Here is a 15,132-nt window from a genome sequence, read left to right as displayed (position 1 = left end):
ATGGCGCCCAAAGGCGCCATTCTTCACTGCGGCAAGAATTACTTCTTAATGCGGATAACCGGAGTTTCACCCACGGTCACGCTACCGGACAGTTTGATCAGTTCTTTGATTTCATCCATGTTGGAGATAACAACCGGAGTCAGGGTAGACTTGGCTTTTTCTTCCAGCAACGGCAGATCGAACTCGATGACCGGATCGCCAACTTTCACGCGCTGACCTTCTTCAGCAATACGCTTGAAGCCTTCGCCTTTCAGCTCAACGGTGTCGATACCGAAGTGAACGAACAGCTCAATGCCGCTATCGGATTCGATAGAGAACGCATGGTTGGTTTCAAAGATTTTGCCGATGGTACCGTCAACAGGGGCGACCATTTTGTTACCGGTTGGTTTGATAGCGATGCCATCACCAACGATTTTTTCAGCAAAAACTACATCCGGCACGTCTTCGATGTTGACGATCTCGCCAGAGAGCGGGGCAACAATCTCAATAGTTCCGGTGTCTTTCTTATCATCAGAAACCAGAGATTTTAGTTTATCGAACAAACCCATGATCTTCTCCTAAGCAGTAAATTGGGCCGCATCTCGTGGATTAGCAGATTGTTTTTTCTTCAATGAACTTGTTAACCAGCGTCATTAACTCGTCCGTTGTCGGTTGAGCAAGAGCCTGCTCTGCTAACACCTTCGCATCTTCGAAGTTCGTGTTACGGATAATCTTCTTAATGCGCGGGATAGAAATGGCGCTCATAGAGAATTCGTCCAGACCCATCCCCAGCAACAGAAGTGTAGCACGTTCGTCGCCTGCAAGCTCACCACACATGCCAGTCCATTTACCTTCTGCATGAGAAGCATCAATAACTTGCTTGATCAAGTTCAGTACGGACGGTGACATTGGCTGGTAAAGGTGTGAAATCATATCATTACCACGGTCAACTGCCAGGGTGTACTGCGTTAAATCATTGGTGCCGATACTAAAGAAATCAACTTCTTTGGCTAAATGACGCGCAATTGTCGCCGCAGCCGGTGTTTCCACCATCACGCCAATCTCAATGCTTTCGTCAAATGCTTTACCTTCGTCACGCAGTTCCTGTTTGTAGATTTCAATCTCTTTGCGCAGCGCGCGAACTTCTTCAACAGAGATGATCATCGGGAACATAATGCGCAATTTACCGAAAGCGGAGGCACGCAGAATCGCGCGAACCTGGTCACGCAGGATCTCTTTGCGATCCATGGCGATACGCACGGCGCGCCAGCCCAGGAACGGGTTCTCTTCTTTCGGGAAGTTCATGTACGGCAGCTCTTTGTCGCCGCCAATGTCCATGGTACGGACGATAACCGCCTGCGAGCCGCACGCTTCAGCGACCGCTTTATAGGCGGCAAACTGCTCTTCTTCCGTCGGCAGCGCGTCGCGATCCATGAACAGGAATTCAGTACGATACAGACCAACGCCTTCCGCGCCGTTACGCTCAGCGCCTTCAACGTCACGAACGGTACCGATGTTGGCGCAAACTTCAACCTGATGTCCATCCAGCGTGATTGCCGGCAGATCTTTCAGTTTTGCGAGTTCCGCTTTCTCGGTCGCAACCTGCTCCTGGACGGCGCGCAGTTGCTCAATAACATCGTTGGTCGGGTTGACGTAAACCTGGTTGTTTACGGCATCCAGAATCAGATAATCGCCGTTTTTCACCTGAGAGGTGACGCTACCGGTACCTACGATCGCTGGCAGTTCCAGAGAACGCGCCATGATGGAGGTATGAGACGTGCGTCCGCCCGCGTCGGTGATGAAGCCCAGCACTTTCTGCAGGTTCAACTGTGCGGTTTCTGACGGCGTCAGGTCAGCGGCAACCAGGATAACTTCTTCCTGAATCGCGCTCAGATCGATAATGGCCAGACCCAGGATGTTGCGCAGCAGGCGCTTACCGATATCACGTACGTCAGCCGCACGCTCTTTCAGGTATTCGTCATCCAGTTCTTCCAGGGCAGTGGCCTGACCTTCGATAACTTCATGCGCGGCTGCGTCAGCCGTCATGTGCTTATCTTTAATCAGGGCTATGATTTCCTGCTCCAGCTCCTCATCTTCGAGCAGCATAATATGCCCTTCAAAGATGGCTTCTTTTTCTTCACCGAACGTTTCACCAGCTTTTGTCTTGATCGCTTCCAGTTGCGCAGATGCCTTGGCACGACCGCTCAGAAAACGTTCAACTTCCTGATCAACCTTGTCGGCAGAAATTTTTTTCCGGTCAATGACGATTTCGTCTTCTTTCAGCAGCAGTGCTTTGCCGAAAGCGATACCCGGGGATGCTAAAATGCCTGAAATCATAACCCTACCTTACTTGTGACTGATTTTTAAAAGAACCCGGAAAAAAACTTACTCGAGTTCCGCCATCAGTTTGACCAGATGTTCAACCGCTTTCTGCTCATCTTCACCTTCTGCGGAGATGGTGACGACGGTGCCTTGAGTCAGGCCCAGAGTCTGCAGTTTAAACAGGCTTTTCGCGCTGGCGCTTTTGCCGTTGGAAGTCACAGTAATCTCAGAAGTGAAGCCTTTTGCTTCTTTAACAAACTGAGCAGCAGGGCGGGTGTGCAGACCGTTCGGAGCGGTAATGGTAACTTCTTGCTGGAACATTGTATTTCCCCAACTTATAGGTTTAGTGTTGTGGAACTAAAGTCTAGCCTGGCGGCTCAACTTTAGCCTGTATTGTTAGCGCCGGCGTAAACGGGACGCGACACAAAAGGTGTTCTACGCAATCCGTTGCTGGCAACTTATGGCCGCTGACGTTTCGCTCGTCATTAAACATTATGCCGCGAAAGGAAGATTTGAACCAAATCATAAAATCGATTCAGCTAACGCTTTTCCTGTAACGATTAATTTCGCGCATCAAAATAATTAGTCTGGTTAAATACCAGTTCCGGCAGGGTGAATCAATGCCAGGTGAGGTGAAAGTTTGAAGCAGGCCACAAAAAAGCACCCAAAAAGGTGCTTTTTTACGCGTTTTTAACATGCTGGCATCACTGTTGCAGTTCTTTCTCAGTAAAGAGATCGGCGAACAACGCGGTGCTCAGATAACGCTCACCTGATGAGGGTAGGATAACCACAATATTCTTATTGGTAAAGCTTTCATCTTCCTGCAGCTTAAGCGCTGCAGCAACCGCGGCGCCGGAAGAAATTCCCGCCAGAATACCTTCCTCTTCCATCAGACGGCGCGCGGTAGAAATGGCTTCTTCATTGGTGATGCCAACCACTTTATCAATCAGTTTCAGATCCAGGTTGCCCGGGATGAAGCCTGCGCCGATGCCCTGAATTTTATGCGGGCCTGGTTTGATCTCTTCACCAGCCAGCGCCTGGGCGATAACCGGGGAGTCAGTGGGTTCTACCGCAACGGTGATAAGATCGGTTTTACCCTTCGTCCCTTTGATATAACGCGTGACGCCAGTTAACGTACCGCCAGTGCCGACGCCGGAGATAAACACATCCACCTGACCATCGGTGTCTTCCCAGATTTCCGGGCCGGTGGTTTTTTCATGGATTTCCGGGTTGGCAGGGTTGCTGAACTGCTGGAGCAGGAGATATTTTTGCGGATCGCTGGCGACAATTTCTTCGGCTTTCTGAATAGCGCCTTTCATCCCTTTCGCCCCTTCGGTCAGCACCAGATTCGCGCCTAATGCTTTGAGTAGCTTGCGGCGTTCAATGCTCATGGTTTCCGGCATGGTCAGGGTGAGTTTGTAACCGCGCGCGGCGGCGACATACGCCAGCGCAATACCGGTGTTGCCGCTGGTCGGCTCGACCAGTTCCACGCCAGGTTTCAGTACGCCACGCTTTTCGGCATCCCAAATCATATTGGCGCCGATACGGCACTTGACGCTGAAGCTCGGGTTGCGCGACTCCACCTTCGCCAGAATGCGTCCATTACCGATACGGTTCAGTCGAACCAGCGGCGTATGACCGATAGTCAGCGAGTTATCTTCATAAATCTTACTCATGGCCTGTCCTTAACTGTATGAAATTGGGATACCTTCCCAGCATACCTTCCAGCCAGATATGGGGAAGTAAGGATTTCGCATATCTATATGCTGATGGGAAATAATGGTTATCAGTATGGAATAAGAGACAGCATAAGCCATCTCTTATTTATACATTTTTACGTTATTTCCATAACGCGTGCTTAGCACGCCAGCAATCAACCCACATTGCCGTCGCGCCACAGACGGCGACAGGCATAATGAACAGGTTAAGCACCGGAATCATCGTAAAGAGGCTGGTGAGCGCGCCAAATTGCATATTCGCCACCTTCTGCGTGCGCAACGCGGCGCGCATCGTTTTAAACGGCACTTTGTGGTTATCAAACGGGTAGTCGCAATACTGGATCGCCAGCATCCAGGCGCTGAACAAAAACCACAGCACCGGCGCGATGGTTTGGCCAATGCCAGGAATAAAATAGAGAACCAGCAGCACGATAGCGCGCGGCAGATACCACGCCAGCTTTTGCCATTCACGTTTCATAATGCGCGGTACATCTTTCATGATGCCGAGTATGCCGGTATCTGGCGGCGTTGCGCCGGTTAACCGCGCCTCAAGCTGTTCGGCTAAAAGGCCGTTAAACGGCGCGGCGATCCAGTTGGCGAGGGTAGAGAAAAAATAGCCAAAGACCAGCAGAACAGAGATAACCGCAATCGGCCACAGCAGATAGCTCAGCCATTGCAGCCAGTCCGGCACATGACTCATCAACGAAGGTATCCAGGCGTCAAGCTGGGTAAACAGCCACCAAAATGCGCCGCCCATCAGCACAATGTTGACCAGCAAAGGTAAAATAACAAAGCGGCGGATTCCCGGTAGGGTGACTAACTTCCATCCTTGCGAGAAATAATAGACGCCGCTACGTGGTACGGTTGTGGATGATGAAACCATATTCAGGACATACTCCTTTTTCTTAAAGCCCTGGGTAAACGTGGGATATCTTACCCGGTTATCAGACGGTGGATAGTTCGGAAATGTTCGAAAAAACAGCAAAAAGCACATTTTCCTTCATCTTTATGCTGCGAAAGCCAACAGTACACTTGCACTTGACGTAATCGGCAAATACTCTTAGTGAGTAAATGTTTGCCGTGGTGGCAAGGTGTTAGAACAACAGAGAATATAATGATGCAGGATTTGCGTCTGATATTAATCATTGTTGGCGCGATCGCCATAATCGCTTTACTGGTACATGGTTTCTGGACCAGCCGTAAAGAACGATCTTCTATGTTCCGCGATCGTCCACTAAAACGCATGAAATCGAAACGCGACGACGACTCGTATGACGACGATGTCGAAGAAGACGAAGGCGTGGGTGAAGTTCGTGTTCACCGCGTAAATCATGCCCCCGGCCAGTCGCAGGAGCATGATGCCCCTCGTCAGTCGCCGCAACACCAGTACCAGCCGCCTTATGCGTCTGCGCAACCGCGTCCAGCGGCGCCGCCGCAGCCGCAAGCGCCGATGCAACAGCCGGTTCAGCAACCGGTCCAACCTGCGCCGCAGCCTCAGCAGGTTCAGCCATCTGCGCCGCCGGTACAGCCGCCGCAACAGCAGCCTGCACCGCCGTCGCAAGCGCCGCAGCCTGTTGCGCAGCCCGCGCCGCCGCCATCAGCGCAAACCTTCCAGCCTGCGGAACCTGTGGTTGAGGCGGAACCGGTAGTGGAAGAAGCGCCGGTTGTGGAAAAACCGCAGCGTAAAGAGGCGGTCATCATTATGAACGTCGCGGCCCATCATGGCAGCGAGCTTAATGGTGAAGTGTTACTGAACAGTATTCAGCAGTCAGGCTTTAAATTTGGCGATATGAATATTTTCCATCGTCATTTGAGCCCGGACGGCAGCGGCCCGGCCTTGTTCAGTCTCGCGAATATGGTCAATCCGGGAACGTTCGATCCTGAAATGACGGACTTCACTACGCCTGGCGTCACTATCTTTATGCAGGTACCGTCTTACGGCGATGCGCTGCAGAACTTCAAGCTGATGCTGCAATCCGCGCAGCATATCGCTGATGAGGTCGGCGGCGTCGTGCTGGATGACCAGCGTCGGATGATGACGCCGCAGAAACTGCGCGAATATCAGGACCGCATCCGCGAGGTGATGGACGCTAACGCCTGAGGTTAACGCAGGTGTGACATTTTTAACGTAACCCCCGCCTGTCGGGGGTTTTTTATCATTGATGGTGTGATATGGAACCAATCGAACAACAACTGACAGAACTGCGAACCACGCTTCGCCATCATGAATATCTGTATCATGTGATGGATGCGCCGGAGATTCCCGACGCCGAATATGACCGCCTGATGCGGGAACTGCGAGAGCTGGAGGCGCAACGTCCGGACCTTATCACGCCGGATTCGCCCACGCAGCGCGTTGGCGCGGCACCGCTGACGGCATTCAACCAGATTCGCCATGAAGTACCGATGCTGTCGCTCGATAACGTATTTGATGAAGAAAGCTTCCTGGCGTTTAACAAGCGAGTGCAGGATCGTCTAAAAAGCACGGAAAATGTCATCTGGTGCTGCGAGCTAAAACTGGATGGCCTGGCGGTCAGCATTCTGTATGAAAACGGCGTGCTGGTGAGCGCTGCGACGCGTGGCGACGGCACCACTGGTGAAGATATTACTTCAAACGTGCGCACGATTCGCGCCATTCCGTTAAAGCTGCACGGCGATAACATTCCGGCGCGTCTTGAAGTTCGCGGAGAGGTATTTTTACCGCAGGCCGGGTTTGAAAAGATCAATGAAGACGCGCGCCGCACTGGCGGCAAAGTGTTTGCTAACCCGCGTAACGCGGCGGCGGGCTCGCTGCGTCAGCTCGATCCGCGTATTACGGCGAAGCGACCGCTAACATTTTTCTGCTACGGCGTCGGTATTCTGGAAGGCGGCGAGTTGCCGGATACGCATCTGGGACGTTTGCTGCAATTTAAAGCGTGGGGGTTACCGGTCAGCGATCGCGTGACGCTGTGCGATTCTCCCCAGGCGGTACTGGATTTTTATCGCAACGTCGAAAAAGATCGCCCCACGCTCGGTTTTGATATCGACGGCGTGGTGATTAAGGTCAACTCGCTGGCTTTGCAGGAACAGCTGGGCTTTGTGGCCCGCGCGCCGCGCTGGGCGGTGGCGTTTAAATTTCCTGCTCAGGAGCAGATGACTTTTGTGCGCGACGTTGAGTTTCAGGTAGGGCGTACCGGGGCGATTACGCCGGTGGCGCGTCTGGAACCGGTTCAGGTGGCTGGTGTGCTGGTCAGCAATGCCACGTTGCATAATGCCGATGAAATTGAGCGGCTTGGCTTGCGTATTGGCGATAAGGTGGTTATCCGTCGGGCAGGCGATGTGATCCCTCAGGTGGTCAACGTGGTTCTGTCCGAACGCCCTGAAGAGACGCGTCCGATTGTGTTTCCAACGCACTGTCCGGTGTGCGGATCGGACGTAGAGCGCGTCGAAGGCGAAGCCGTTACCCGTTGTACCGGCGGGCTGATTTGCGGCGCGCAGCGTAAAGAGTCGTTGAAACATTTTGTGTCGCGCCGGGCAATGGATGTAGACGGGATGGGCGATAAGATCATCGACCAACTGGTGGAAAGGGAGTATGTCCATACGCCAGCGGATCTGTTCCGTCTGACGGCGGGTAAACTGACCGGCCTGGACCGAATGGGGCCAAAGTCCGCGCAAAATGTTGTAAACGCGCTGGAAAAAGCCAAAGCGACGACCTTTGCGCGTTTTCTCTATGCGCTGGGCATCCGTGAAGTGGGTGAAGCGACGGCGGCGGGGCTGGCGGCTTATTTCGGCACGCTGGAGGCGCTACAGGCCGCCACCATTGACGAGTTGCAGAAAGTACCTGACGTGGGGATTGTGGTCGCTACGCACGTCTTTAACTTTTTTGCCGAAGAGAGTAATCGTGACGTGATTGGGCAGCTACTGGCGGAAGGGGTTCACTGGCCCGCGCCGGTAGTCATTAATGTGCAAGAGATCGATAGCCCGTTTGCCGGTAAAACCGTGGTACTAACCGGTAGCCTGAGCCAGATGTCCCGCGATGACGCTAAAGCGCGTTTAGTGGCGCTGGGCGCGAAAGTGGCAGGCAGCGTATCGAAGAAAACCGATCTGGTGATTGCCGGTGAAGCCGCGGGTTCCAAACTTGCCAAAGCGCAGGAACTGGGTATTACCGTGATTGATGAAGCGGAAATGATCCGCTTACTGGGTGCCTGAGATGGAAAAAGAGCAGCTGGTTGAAATCGCCAACACCGTGATGCCGTTCGGCAAATATCAGGGACGTCGATTGATCGACCTTCCGGAAGAGTATTTGCTGTGGTTTGCCCGTAAAGATCAATTTCCGGCGGGTAAACTGGGGGAATTGATGCAAATCACGCTGCTGATTAAAACCGAGGGGCTGACGCAACTGGTGCAGCCCCTGAAACGCCCGCTTTAAGCTTTCGCGGCGCGGCTTTCCTGCTGCGCCTGTAACTTCTCGGTCTGGCGTTTGTAGCGCCGCGCCAGCCCTGCGCAGACCATCAGTTGGATCTGGTGGAAGATCATCAGCGGTAATACCATCATACCCAGCACTGACGTCGGAAACAGAATATTGGCCATCGGGATCCCGTTGGCCAGGCTTTTTTTCGAACCGCAGAAAACAATAGTGATTTCGTCGGCTTTATTGAAGCCGCATTTACGGGCGACAAAGACGTTAATGGCGATGACGATCGCCAACAGTATGAGGCTGACCACGACGATAAACAGCAGCGATCCCCAGCCGACTTTGTGCCAGATGCCGTTGACCACCGCTTCGCTGAACGCCGAGTAGACCACCAGCAAAATAGAGGTCTGATCTGTTTTCGCGATCCACTTTTTGTTGCGCGCGACCCAGTTGCCGATCCACGGGCGAGACAGGTGTCCCAGCACAAAAGGTAGCAGCAGTTGCAGCATAATTTTGCCCACCTCTTCCAGACTGCCCTGCGCGCCATGAATATTCATTACCAGACCGACCAGCAGCGGCGACAGGAAAATGCCCAGCAGACTGGACGCAGACGCTGAGCACACCGCGGCCGCGACGTTACCGCCCGCGAGTGAAGTAAATGCAATCGCCGACTGCACGGTGGCGGGCAAAATGCACAGATACAGAAAGCCGCTGTAGAGCATAGGGTCGACATTGACAGGCGCCCACCAGGCAAACAGTACGCCGAGGACAGGAAAGAGCACAAAAGTGCTGCACATGACCCAAAGATGCAACGGCCAGTGGCTGCCGCCAGCGATGATCGCTTCACGTGAAAGCTTCGCGCCATGCATAAAAAACAGCAGAGCGATGGCCGCTGTCGTAATGCCTTCAACGACAGGCACAAAGCTGCCTTCCGCCGGGAAAAAAGAGGCCAGTAGTACCACGGTGATAAGTGTCAGCGTGAAAGGGTCAAGGATTCGAAAAAGTTTCATAAAAACTCCTGAAAGTCGGTGCAGCTATTTTGCGTTTTTCGCTTTGAGAAATAAAATTGATTTATTGCATCTATATATGAATCTAGTCGATGAACTATTCACTACGTCAACTGCGTATTTTTATTACCGTCGCCCAGGCCAAAAGTTTCAGTCGGGCAGGAGACAGGATTGGACTGAGCCAGTCTGCGGTCAGTCATAGCGTAAAAGAGCTGGAGCGGCAAACCGGCGTCAGACTGCTGGATCGCACCACGCGTGAGGTGGTGCTGACCGAGGCGGGGCAACAACTGGCGACGCGTCTGGAGCGGGTGCTTGATGAACTGAACAGCATACTGCGCGATGCAGGCAGAGTAGGGACACAATTAACCGGCACCGTGCGCGTTGCCGCGAGCCAAACCATTTCTGCGCATCTTATTCCGCAATGCATTGCCCAAAGTAATTCGCTTTATCCCGCTATTGATTTTGTATTGCACGATCGTCCGCAGCAGTGGGTGCTGGAGAGCATCCGCCAGGGAGAAGTGGATTTTGGCATCGTTATCGATCCCGGCGCAGCGGTGGATTTACAGTGTGAAGCCATCTTATCAGAGCCTTTTTTACTGTTGTGTCGCCAGGATCATCCGCTGGCGCATCAGGAATGGGTGAGCTGGCAGGATCTTAAACAGGCCTCGCTGGTCTTACAGGATTATGCTTCCGGCAGTCGACCGCTGATTGATGCGGCGCTGGCCCATTTTGCTATTGAGGCGGATATCGTGCAGGAGATTGGTCACCCGGCCACGCTGTTTCCAATGGTGGAAGCGGGAATCGGCATCAGCGTGCTGCCCGCGCTGGCGTTACCGCTCCCGCAGGGCAGCCACTTACAGGTTAAACGGCTGACGCCCGTAGTTGAAAGGCAGCTCATGCTGGCGCGGCGAAAAAACCGATCGCTCTCCACGGCGGCGCAGGCGTTATGGGACGTGGTGCGTACCCAGGCCAGCGAATTAACCGCCGCGAGGGCGAAAGATCCGCTGTATCAGCTATAAATATCTATCTGTCCGTGTGTGAGGTGCGGTCTTGCCCTGCCATTTTTGACAGGGCAGTGTGTTAAAACAGGTATTTGATGGAATAAATAATGCCATCCTGCAGGAAGGATTCTCCTAACTTATTATCAGCGTAACGATATTGTACTCCTGCGGTCAGGTGAGGAGTCGCATTCCACCACAGCGCTACTGCGCCATTAATGCCATCTTTCCCGCCATTGCCCGCAGCGTAGGACGCATCGCGGTCAAACTCATACTCATTCCAGTTCGTTACGCTGAATTTCTCACTACCCAACGAGAAGCTATAACCGGCCACCCAACCTAGTACATAACCATTATCGCCTGTGTAGTAGGTCTGATCGGTATAACGTTTGGCAAAGAAGGGTTTAAACCAGTAACCGTTACCCGTGAAGTTATAGCCTAAACCATAGAGAAACATGTCATCATGGAAATTAGCGCGATGAGGTGAACCGTACGTCCCGTAGGCATGGAGATAGAGGTTTAATCCTGTATCGCCCAGATAAATACGGTTGGTATTTTTAAAGGTGTAACGCTGTTCGCTGCCTGGTTTAGCGTGGCGGCCATTGTAAAAATTTTCCCAGTCGAAGAACCCGTACATTTCTCCCCAGCTAAAATTCGCTCCGCCTTCCAGTTCCAGGTACCCAAAATCATCTTTATGGGATTTTTTACTGGTTTTTTCCGTGGTGTCTGATGTCCAGTCGAGGTAATGGAGGCCGATATCGGCGAACCCGCCTTTAAATTCCGCATGGGTGAGTGCGGGAATAATGAGTAAAGAAGAAAGCGTCAGAGTAAGAATTTTTTTCATAGCATATTTCCCTATGCCGATAATTATTAATGGGTTAATTAAAAAGAGGCAATTTATAAATATGAAAGCGGCATATTGTTAATATGAAGTGCAAGCAAAAACCAATACTGTTTTCCCTCTGTATTAATACAGAAGCGATCTAAATCTATCGATATTAAATGGCTATTGATGACACGTGAAAAGTGTATTGGTCAGCAAGGGGCGATGGTCGTTATAAAAAGGAGTCAAATTAAATCCGATAGAACAAGGAAACTTATGCCTCACGCTCTTTTTTCTCATAATCCTGAGTATTGTATTGATATTATTCATGCACATAAACCGGCATTTACCCCGCGAGTCGCGTTTATTTTAGGCTCCGGGTTGGGTGCTCTGGCGGATCAAATCGAAGATGCGGTAGCCATTTCTTACGAGAAATTGCCGGGATTTCCCGTCAGCACCGTACACGGCCATGCTGGTGAACTGGTGCTCGGCCATCTGGCGGGTGTTCCGGTGGCCTGTATGAAAGGCCGCGGACATTTTTATGAAGGGCGTGGAATGGCGGTGATGACCGATGCCATTCGCACGTTGAAATTACTGGGCTGTGAAGTGTTGTTCTGCACCAATGCGGCAGGATCTCTGCGTCCGGAAGTGGGGCCGGGTAGCCTGGTTGCGCTTAGCGATCACATTAATACGATGCCCGGTACGCCGATGGTGGGGCCAAACGATGATCGTTATGGCGATCGCTTCTTCTCGCTGGCTAATGCTTATGACGCAGATTATCGCGCCATGCTTCAGTCCGTTGCGGCAGAGGAGGGATTCCCCCTCACTGAAGGCGTATTTGTTTCTTATCCGGGTCCGAACTTCGAAACGGCGGCAGAAATCCGCATGATGCAGATTATTGGCGGCGATGTGGTCGGAATGTCCGTTGTCCCTGAGGTGATTAGCGCACGTCATTGTGGTCTCAAAGTTGTTGCCGTCTCAGCGATCACCAATCTGGCGGAAGGGCTGGGCGATGTAAAACTCTCCCATGCGCAAACGCTGGCGGCGGCTGAACTTTCCCGGCAGAACTTTATCAATCTGATTTGCGGCTTTTTACGTAAGCTGGCCTAAACACAATGACTACGGCCCCGTATTGGGGCTTTATCTCACGGCAAGGAATAAAAAATGGGTATTACGTCCCGCTTAAAAGTCATGTCGTTCTTGCAATATTTTATCTGGGGGAGCTGGCTGGTTACCCTGGGCTCTTACATGATCAACACTCTGGATTTTACCGGCGCGAATGTCGGTATGGTCTACAGCTCAAAAGGGTTGGCAGCGATTATCATGCCGGGCATTATGGGGATCATTGCTGATAAATGGCTGCGCGCTGAGCGAGCCTACATGCTTTGCCATCTGGTTTGCGCGGGGGCGTTATTGTACGCCACCACCGTTACCGATCCCCAGACGATGTTCTGGGTGATGTTGGTTAATGCGATGGCGTATATGCCAACGATTGCATTATCCAATAGCGTTTCGTACTCCTGTCTGGCGAAAGCAGGTCAGGATCCGGTAACGTCATTTCCGCCCGTGCGCGTTTTCGGCACAATAGGTTTTATTGTTGCGATGTGGACGGTGAGCCTGATGGGGCTGGAACTGAGCAGTGCGCAATTATACATCGCTTCTGGCGCATCGTTATTGCTGGCCCTGTATGCGCTGACGTTACCGAAAATTCCGGTAGCCGAGAAGAAGGCGAACACCACGCTTGTCAGTAAGCTCGGACTGGATGCTTTTGTTCTGTTTAAAAATCCACGCATGGCAATCTTCTTTTTGTTTGCGATGATGTTGGGGGCGGTGCTGCAAATTACCAATGTCTTCGGTAATCCGTTCCTGCATGATTTTGCCCGTAATCCTGAGTTTGCCGATAGTTTTGTGGTGAAGTATCCCTCTATCTTGCTTTCAGTTTCGCAGATGGCGGAAGTGGGCTTTATCCTCACCATTCCGTTCTTCCTTAAACGCTTTGGTATTAAAACGGTAATGCTGATGAGTATGCTGGCGTGGACGTTGCGTTTCGGCTTCTTTGCCTTTGGCGATCCATCCCCGTTTGGCTTTGTGCTACTGCTGCTGTCGATGATTGTTTATGGCTGCGCATTTGATTTCTTCAACATCTCAGGGTCAGTATTTGTAGAGCAGGAGGTGGACTCAAGTATTCGCGCCAGCGCGCAGGGGCTATTTATGACCATGGTTAACGGCGTGGGGGCGTGGATTGGGTCTCTTTTAAGCGGTATGGCCGTGGATTATTTTTCTATTGATGGTGTAAAAGATTGGCAAACCATCTGGCTGGTTTTTGCCGCCTACGCTCTGGCATTGGCCGTTATTTTTGCATTGTTCTTTAAATATCAGCACCATCCAGAAAAACTGTCGACCAAATCATTATCACATTAATTTTATTTGACTGGCGAGAGGATGTTCGCCAGTCCATTTTTATGAACAAGGACACAGTATGAAAGAAATTATTCTCTCCTCCGGTATTGGATTTGGTATTGGCGCATTTTTTACTTTATGCCGTATACCTATTCCCGCACCAAATGTTTTACCCGGGGTGTTATCTATTGTATTTATGTATATTGGGTATCTTGTCGTTAAATCTATTTTTTACTAGGTAATATGGTAAATTCCAGACGTTATCCCTTATTCCTGGAGTGCGATAGTGATGGAACGAGCCCATCGTATTGATCTAAAGCTATTACGTTATTTCCTCGCTGTTGCAGAAGAATTGCATTTTGGCCGGGCTGCTGCCCGGTTAAATATGTCACAACCTCCCTTGAGTATCCATATCAAAGAACTTGAACAGCAACTGGGTACATTGCTGTTTATTCGTCATTCCCGCAGCGTTGCATTAACCCATGCCGGGAAAGTTTTAATGGAGGAGTCACGTCGCTTGTTAGCCAATGCAAATCAGGCTCTGGCGCGAGTGGAGCAGATTGGTCGCGGTGAAGCGGGGCGCATTGAACTGGGTGTGGTTGGTACGGCGCTGTGGGGAAGAATGCGTCCTGCGATGCGTCACTTTTTGAAAGCAAATCCCAATGTTGAAGTACTTTTTCGCGAAAAGTCTCCAGGTATGCAAATGGCGTTGTTAGAGCGTCGGGAACTTGATGCAGGGATCTGGCGTATGGCTATCGAACCGGCAGTCGGTTTTACCAGCATACGTTTGCATGAATCTGCATTCATGGTTGCAGTTCCGGAAGATCACGATCTGGCATCCAGAGATTCTGTGCCGCTGGCGGCGTTGCGCAATGAATATTTTGTTACATTGCCTTCCGTACATTCTGATTGGGAATTTTTACAACGTGTATGCCAACAGGCAGGCTTTTCGCCAATGATTATTCGGGAAGTGGTTGAGCCGCAAACGGTGTTGGCGATGATCAGTATGGGGATCGGGATTACGTTGATGGCTGATGGCTATGCGCAAATGAGCTGGCCGGGTGTGGTGTTCCGTCCGTTAGAGGAACGTATTCCGGCGGATTTGTATATTGTGTATGACCAGCAGCAGGCAACGCCAGCACTGGAGAAACTGGTGGCGGCGTTGACGGTATGATGTCTGTGCCGGATGGCGACTAACGTCTTATCCGGCCTACGTGTGCGGTGTCGTCTGTGCCGGATGGCGATTAACGTCTTATCCGGCCTACGCGTGCGGTGTCGTCTGCGCCGGATGGCGATTAACGTCTTATCCGGCCTACGCGTGCGGTGTTGTCTGTAGGCCTGATAAGCGCAGCGCATCAGGCAAGACCCGAACATATCGCAGATAGCAAAAAAGCGCCTTTAGGGCGCTTTTTTACATTGGTGGGTCGTGCAGGATTCGAACCTGCGACCAATTGATTAAAAGTCAACTGCTCTACCAACTGAGCTAACGACC

At 51.6% G+C, this 15,132-nt stretch carries 15 protein-coding genes; 8 read left to right on the top strand and 7 right to left on the bottom strand.

Going from position 1 to position 15,132, the window contains the following annotated elements; genetic code table 11:
• Positions 1 to 38: 38 nt before the first annotated feature.
• The 5 genes from crr to cysZ form a co-directional block, all read right to left on the bottom strand.
• Positions 39 to 548 (bottom strand): PTS glucose transporter subunit IIA, encoded by a 510-nt coding sequence (gene crr / locus NBA72_RS16975; protein WP_000522253.1) that lies wholly within the window; start codon positions 546 to 548, stop codon positions 39 to 41.
• A 40-nt stretch (positions 549 to 588) separates the two neighbouring features.
• Complete coding sequence (gene ptsI / locus NBA72_RS16970) at positions 589 to 2,316, bottom strand: phosphoenolpyruvate-protein phosphotransferase PtsI (RefSeq protein WP_000623118.1); 1,728 nt, start codon at positions 2,314 to 2,316, stop codon at positions 589 to 591.
• Positions 2,317 to 2,364: 48 nt separating this feature from the next.
• Positions 2,365 to 2,622 carry a phosphocarrier protein Hpr gene (gene ptsH, locus NBA72_RS16965; RefSeq protein ID WP_000487600.1) on the bottom strand — a complete coding sequence of 86 codons (258 nt, stop codon included), beginning with the start codon at positions 2,620 to 2,622 and terminating at the stop codon, positions 2,365 to 2,367.
• Positions 2,623 to 3,005: 383 nt separating this feature from the next.
• The gene (cysK, locus tag NBA72_RS16960) at positions 3,006 to 3,977 is read right to left on the bottom strand and encodes a cysteine synthase A (protein WP_000036904.1); all 972 of its coding nucleotides are present in this window, start codon (positions 3,975 to 3,977) and stop codon (positions 3,006 to 3,008) included.
• A 163-nt stretch (positions 3,978 to 4,140) separates the two neighbouring features.
• Positions 4,141 to 4,902, bottom strand: a complete 762-nt coding sequence (gene cysZ / locus NBA72_RS16955; RefSeq protein ID WP_000255008.1) for a sulfate transporter CysZ — start codon at positions 4,900 to 4,902, stop codon at positions 4,141 to 4,143.
• 231 nt (positions 4,903 to 5,133) lie between these two features.
• Between cysZ and zipA the strand changes: the two genes are divergently transcribed.
• The 3 genes from zipA (at position 5,134) to NBA72_RS16940 (ending at position 8,427) form a co-directional block, all read left to right on the top strand.
• Positions 5,134 to 6,120 (top strand): cell division protein ZipA, encoded by a 987-nt coding sequence (zipA, locus tag NBA72_RS16950; protein ID WP_000983126.1) that lies wholly within the window; start codon positions 5,134 to 5,136, stop codon positions 6,118 to 6,120.
• Positions 6,121 to 6,191: 71 nt separating this feature from the next.
• Complete coding sequence (ligA, locus tag NBA72_RS16945) at positions 6,192 to 8,207, top strand: NAD-dependent DNA ligase LigA (protein WP_000433281.1); 2,016 nt, start codon at positions 6,192 to 6,194, stop codon at positions 8,205 to 8,207.
• A 1-nt stretch (position 8,208) separates the two neighbouring features.
• Entirely contained in the window at positions 8,209 to 8,427 is a 219-nt protein-coding gene (locus NBA72_RS16940; RefSeq protein ID WP_001519708.1) for a DUF3820 family protein, read from the top strand.
• Here the strand turns inward: NBA72_RS16940 and NBA72_RS16935 are convergent.
• The gene (locus NBA72_RS16935) at positions 8,424 to 9,422 is read right to left on the bottom strand and encodes a bile acid:sodium symporter family protein (RefSeq protein ID WP_042948388.1); all 999 of its coding nucleotides are present in this window, start codon (positions 9,420 to 9,422) and stop codon (positions 8,424 to 8,426) included. The genes NBA72_RS16940 and NBA72_RS16935 overlap by 4 nt on opposite strands.
• A gap of 89 nt (positions 9,423 to 9,511) precedes the next feature.
• On the opposite strand from NBA72_RS16935, the gene NBA72_RS16930 reads away from it, so the two are divergent.
• On the top strand, positions 9,512 to 10,438 hold the full coding sequence (locus tag NBA72_RS16930; protein WP_001109831.1) for a LysR family transcriptional regulator: 927 nt from the start codon (positions 9,512 to 9,514) through the stop codon (positions 10,436 to 10,438).
• A gap of 61 nt (positions 10,439 to 10,499) precedes the next feature.
• Here the strand turns inward: NBA72_RS16930 and NBA72_RS16925 are convergent, their stop codons facing one another.
• The gene (locus NBA72_RS16925; RefSeq protein ID WP_000722926.1) at positions 10,500 to 11,261 is read right to left on the bottom strand and encodes an outer membrane protein; all 762 of its coding nucleotides are present in this window, start codon (positions 11,259 to 11,261) and stop codon (positions 10,500 to 10,502) included.
• Between the two features lie 255 nt (positions 11,262 to 11,516).
• On the opposite strand from NBA72_RS16925, the gene xapA reads away from it, so the two are divergent.
• From xapA to NBA72_RS16905, 4 genes are read left to right on the top strand one after another with little or no spacing between them, the layout of a single operon-like run.
• Positions 11,517 to 12,350 carry a xanthosine phosphorylase gene (gene xapA / locus NBA72_RS16920; protein WP_001119748.1) on the top strand — a complete coding sequence of 278 codons (834 nt, stop codon included), beginning with the start codon at positions 11,517 to 11,519 and terminating at the stop codon, positions 12,348 to 12,350.
• A gap of 54 nt (positions 12,351 to 12,404) precedes the next feature.
• Positions 12,405 to 13,661: a nucleoside permease gene (locus tag NBA72_RS16915; protein ID WP_042948391.1), complete on the top strand. Its 1,257-nt coding sequence runs from the start codon at positions 12,405 to 12,407 to the stop codon at positions 13,659 to 13,661.
• 58 nt (positions 13,662 to 13,719) lie between these two features.
• The gene (locus NBA72_RS16910) at positions 13,720 to 13,878 is read left to right on the top strand and encodes a XapX domain-containing protein (RefSeq protein WP_000658727.1); all 159 of its coding nucleotides are present in this window, start codon (positions 13,720 to 13,722) and stop codon (positions 13,876 to 13,878) included.
• Between the two features lie 51 nt (positions 13,879 to 13,929).
• Entirely contained in the window at positions 13,930 to 14,814 is an 885-nt protein-coding gene (locus NBA72_RS16905; protein WP_000438882.1) for a LysR family transcriptional regulator, read from the top strand.
• Positions 14,815 to 15,132 lie beyond the last annotated feature (318 nt).

Source organism: Salmonella sp. NW1250 (assembly GCF_051812965.1).
GTDB classification, from domain to species: domain Bacteria; phylum Pseudomonadota; class Gammaproteobacteria; order Enterobacterales; family Enterobacteriaceae; genus Salmonella; species Salmonella enterica.
Note: the sequence above shows the minus strand (reverse complement) of the source record. Positions and strands in the feature narration are given on the sequence as shown.

Excerpts from the sequence above, each read along its gene's own strand:
- NBA72_RS16940 (WP_001519708.1), top strand. The coding sequence starts at position 8,209 with ATGGAAAAAGAGCAGCTGGTTGAAATCGCCAACACCGTGATGCCGTTC.
- ligA (WP_000433281.1), top strand. The coding sequence starts at position 6,192 with ATGGAACCAATCGAACAACAACTGACAGAACTGCGAACCACGCTTCGC.
- NBA72_RS16910 (WP_000658727.1), top strand. The coding sequence starts at position 13,720 with ATGAAAGAAATTATTCTCTCCTCCGGTATTGGATTTGGTATTGGCGCA.
- crr (WP_000522253.1), bottom strand. The coding sequence starts at position 548 with ATGGGTTTGTTCGATAAACTAAAATCTCTGGTTTCTGATGATAAGAAA.
- ptsH (WP_000487600.1), bottom strand. The coding sequence starts at position 2,622 with ATGTTCCAGCAAGAAGTTACCATTACCGCTCCGAACGGTCTGCACACC.
- NBA72_RS16930 (WP_001109831.1), top strand. The coding sequence starts at position 9,512 with ATGAACTATTCACTACGTCAACTGCGTATTTTTATTACCGTCGCCCAG.
- NBA72_RS16915 (WP_042948391.1), top strand. The coding sequence starts at position 12,405 with ATGGGTATTACGTCCCGCTTAAAAGTCATGTCGTTCTTGCAATATTTT.
- NBA72_RS16905 (WP_000438882.1), top strand. The coding sequence starts at position 13,930 with ATGGAACGAGCCCATCGTATTGATCTAAAGCTATTACGTTATTTCCTC.
- xapA (WP_001119748.1), top strand. The coding sequence starts at position 11,517 with ATGCCTCACGCTCTTTTTTCTCATAATCCTGAGTATTGTATTGATATT.
- cysZ (WP_000255008.1), bottom strand. The coding sequence starts at position 4,902 with ATGGTTTCATCATCCACAACCGTACCACGTAGCGGCGTCTATTATTTC.
- ptsI (WP_000623118.1), bottom strand. The coding sequence starts at position 2,316 with ATGATTTCAGGCATTTTAGCATCCCCGGGTATCGCTTTCGGCAAAGCA.
- zipA (WP_000983126.1), top strand. The coding sequence starts at position 5,134 with ATGATGCAGGATTTGCGTCTGATATTAATCATTGTTGGCGCGATCGCC.
- NBA72_RS16935 (WP_042948388.1), bottom strand. The coding sequence starts at position 9,422 with ATGAAACTTTTTCGAATCCTTGACCCTTTCACGCTGACACTTATCACC.
- NBA72_RS16925 (WP_000722926.1), bottom strand. The coding sequence starts at position 11,261 with ATGAAAAAAATTCTTACTCTGACGCTTTCTTCTTTACTCATTATTCCC.
- cysK (WP_000036904.1), bottom strand. The coding sequence starts at position 3,977 with ATGAGTAAGATTTATGAAGATAACTCGCTGACTATCGGTCATACGCCG.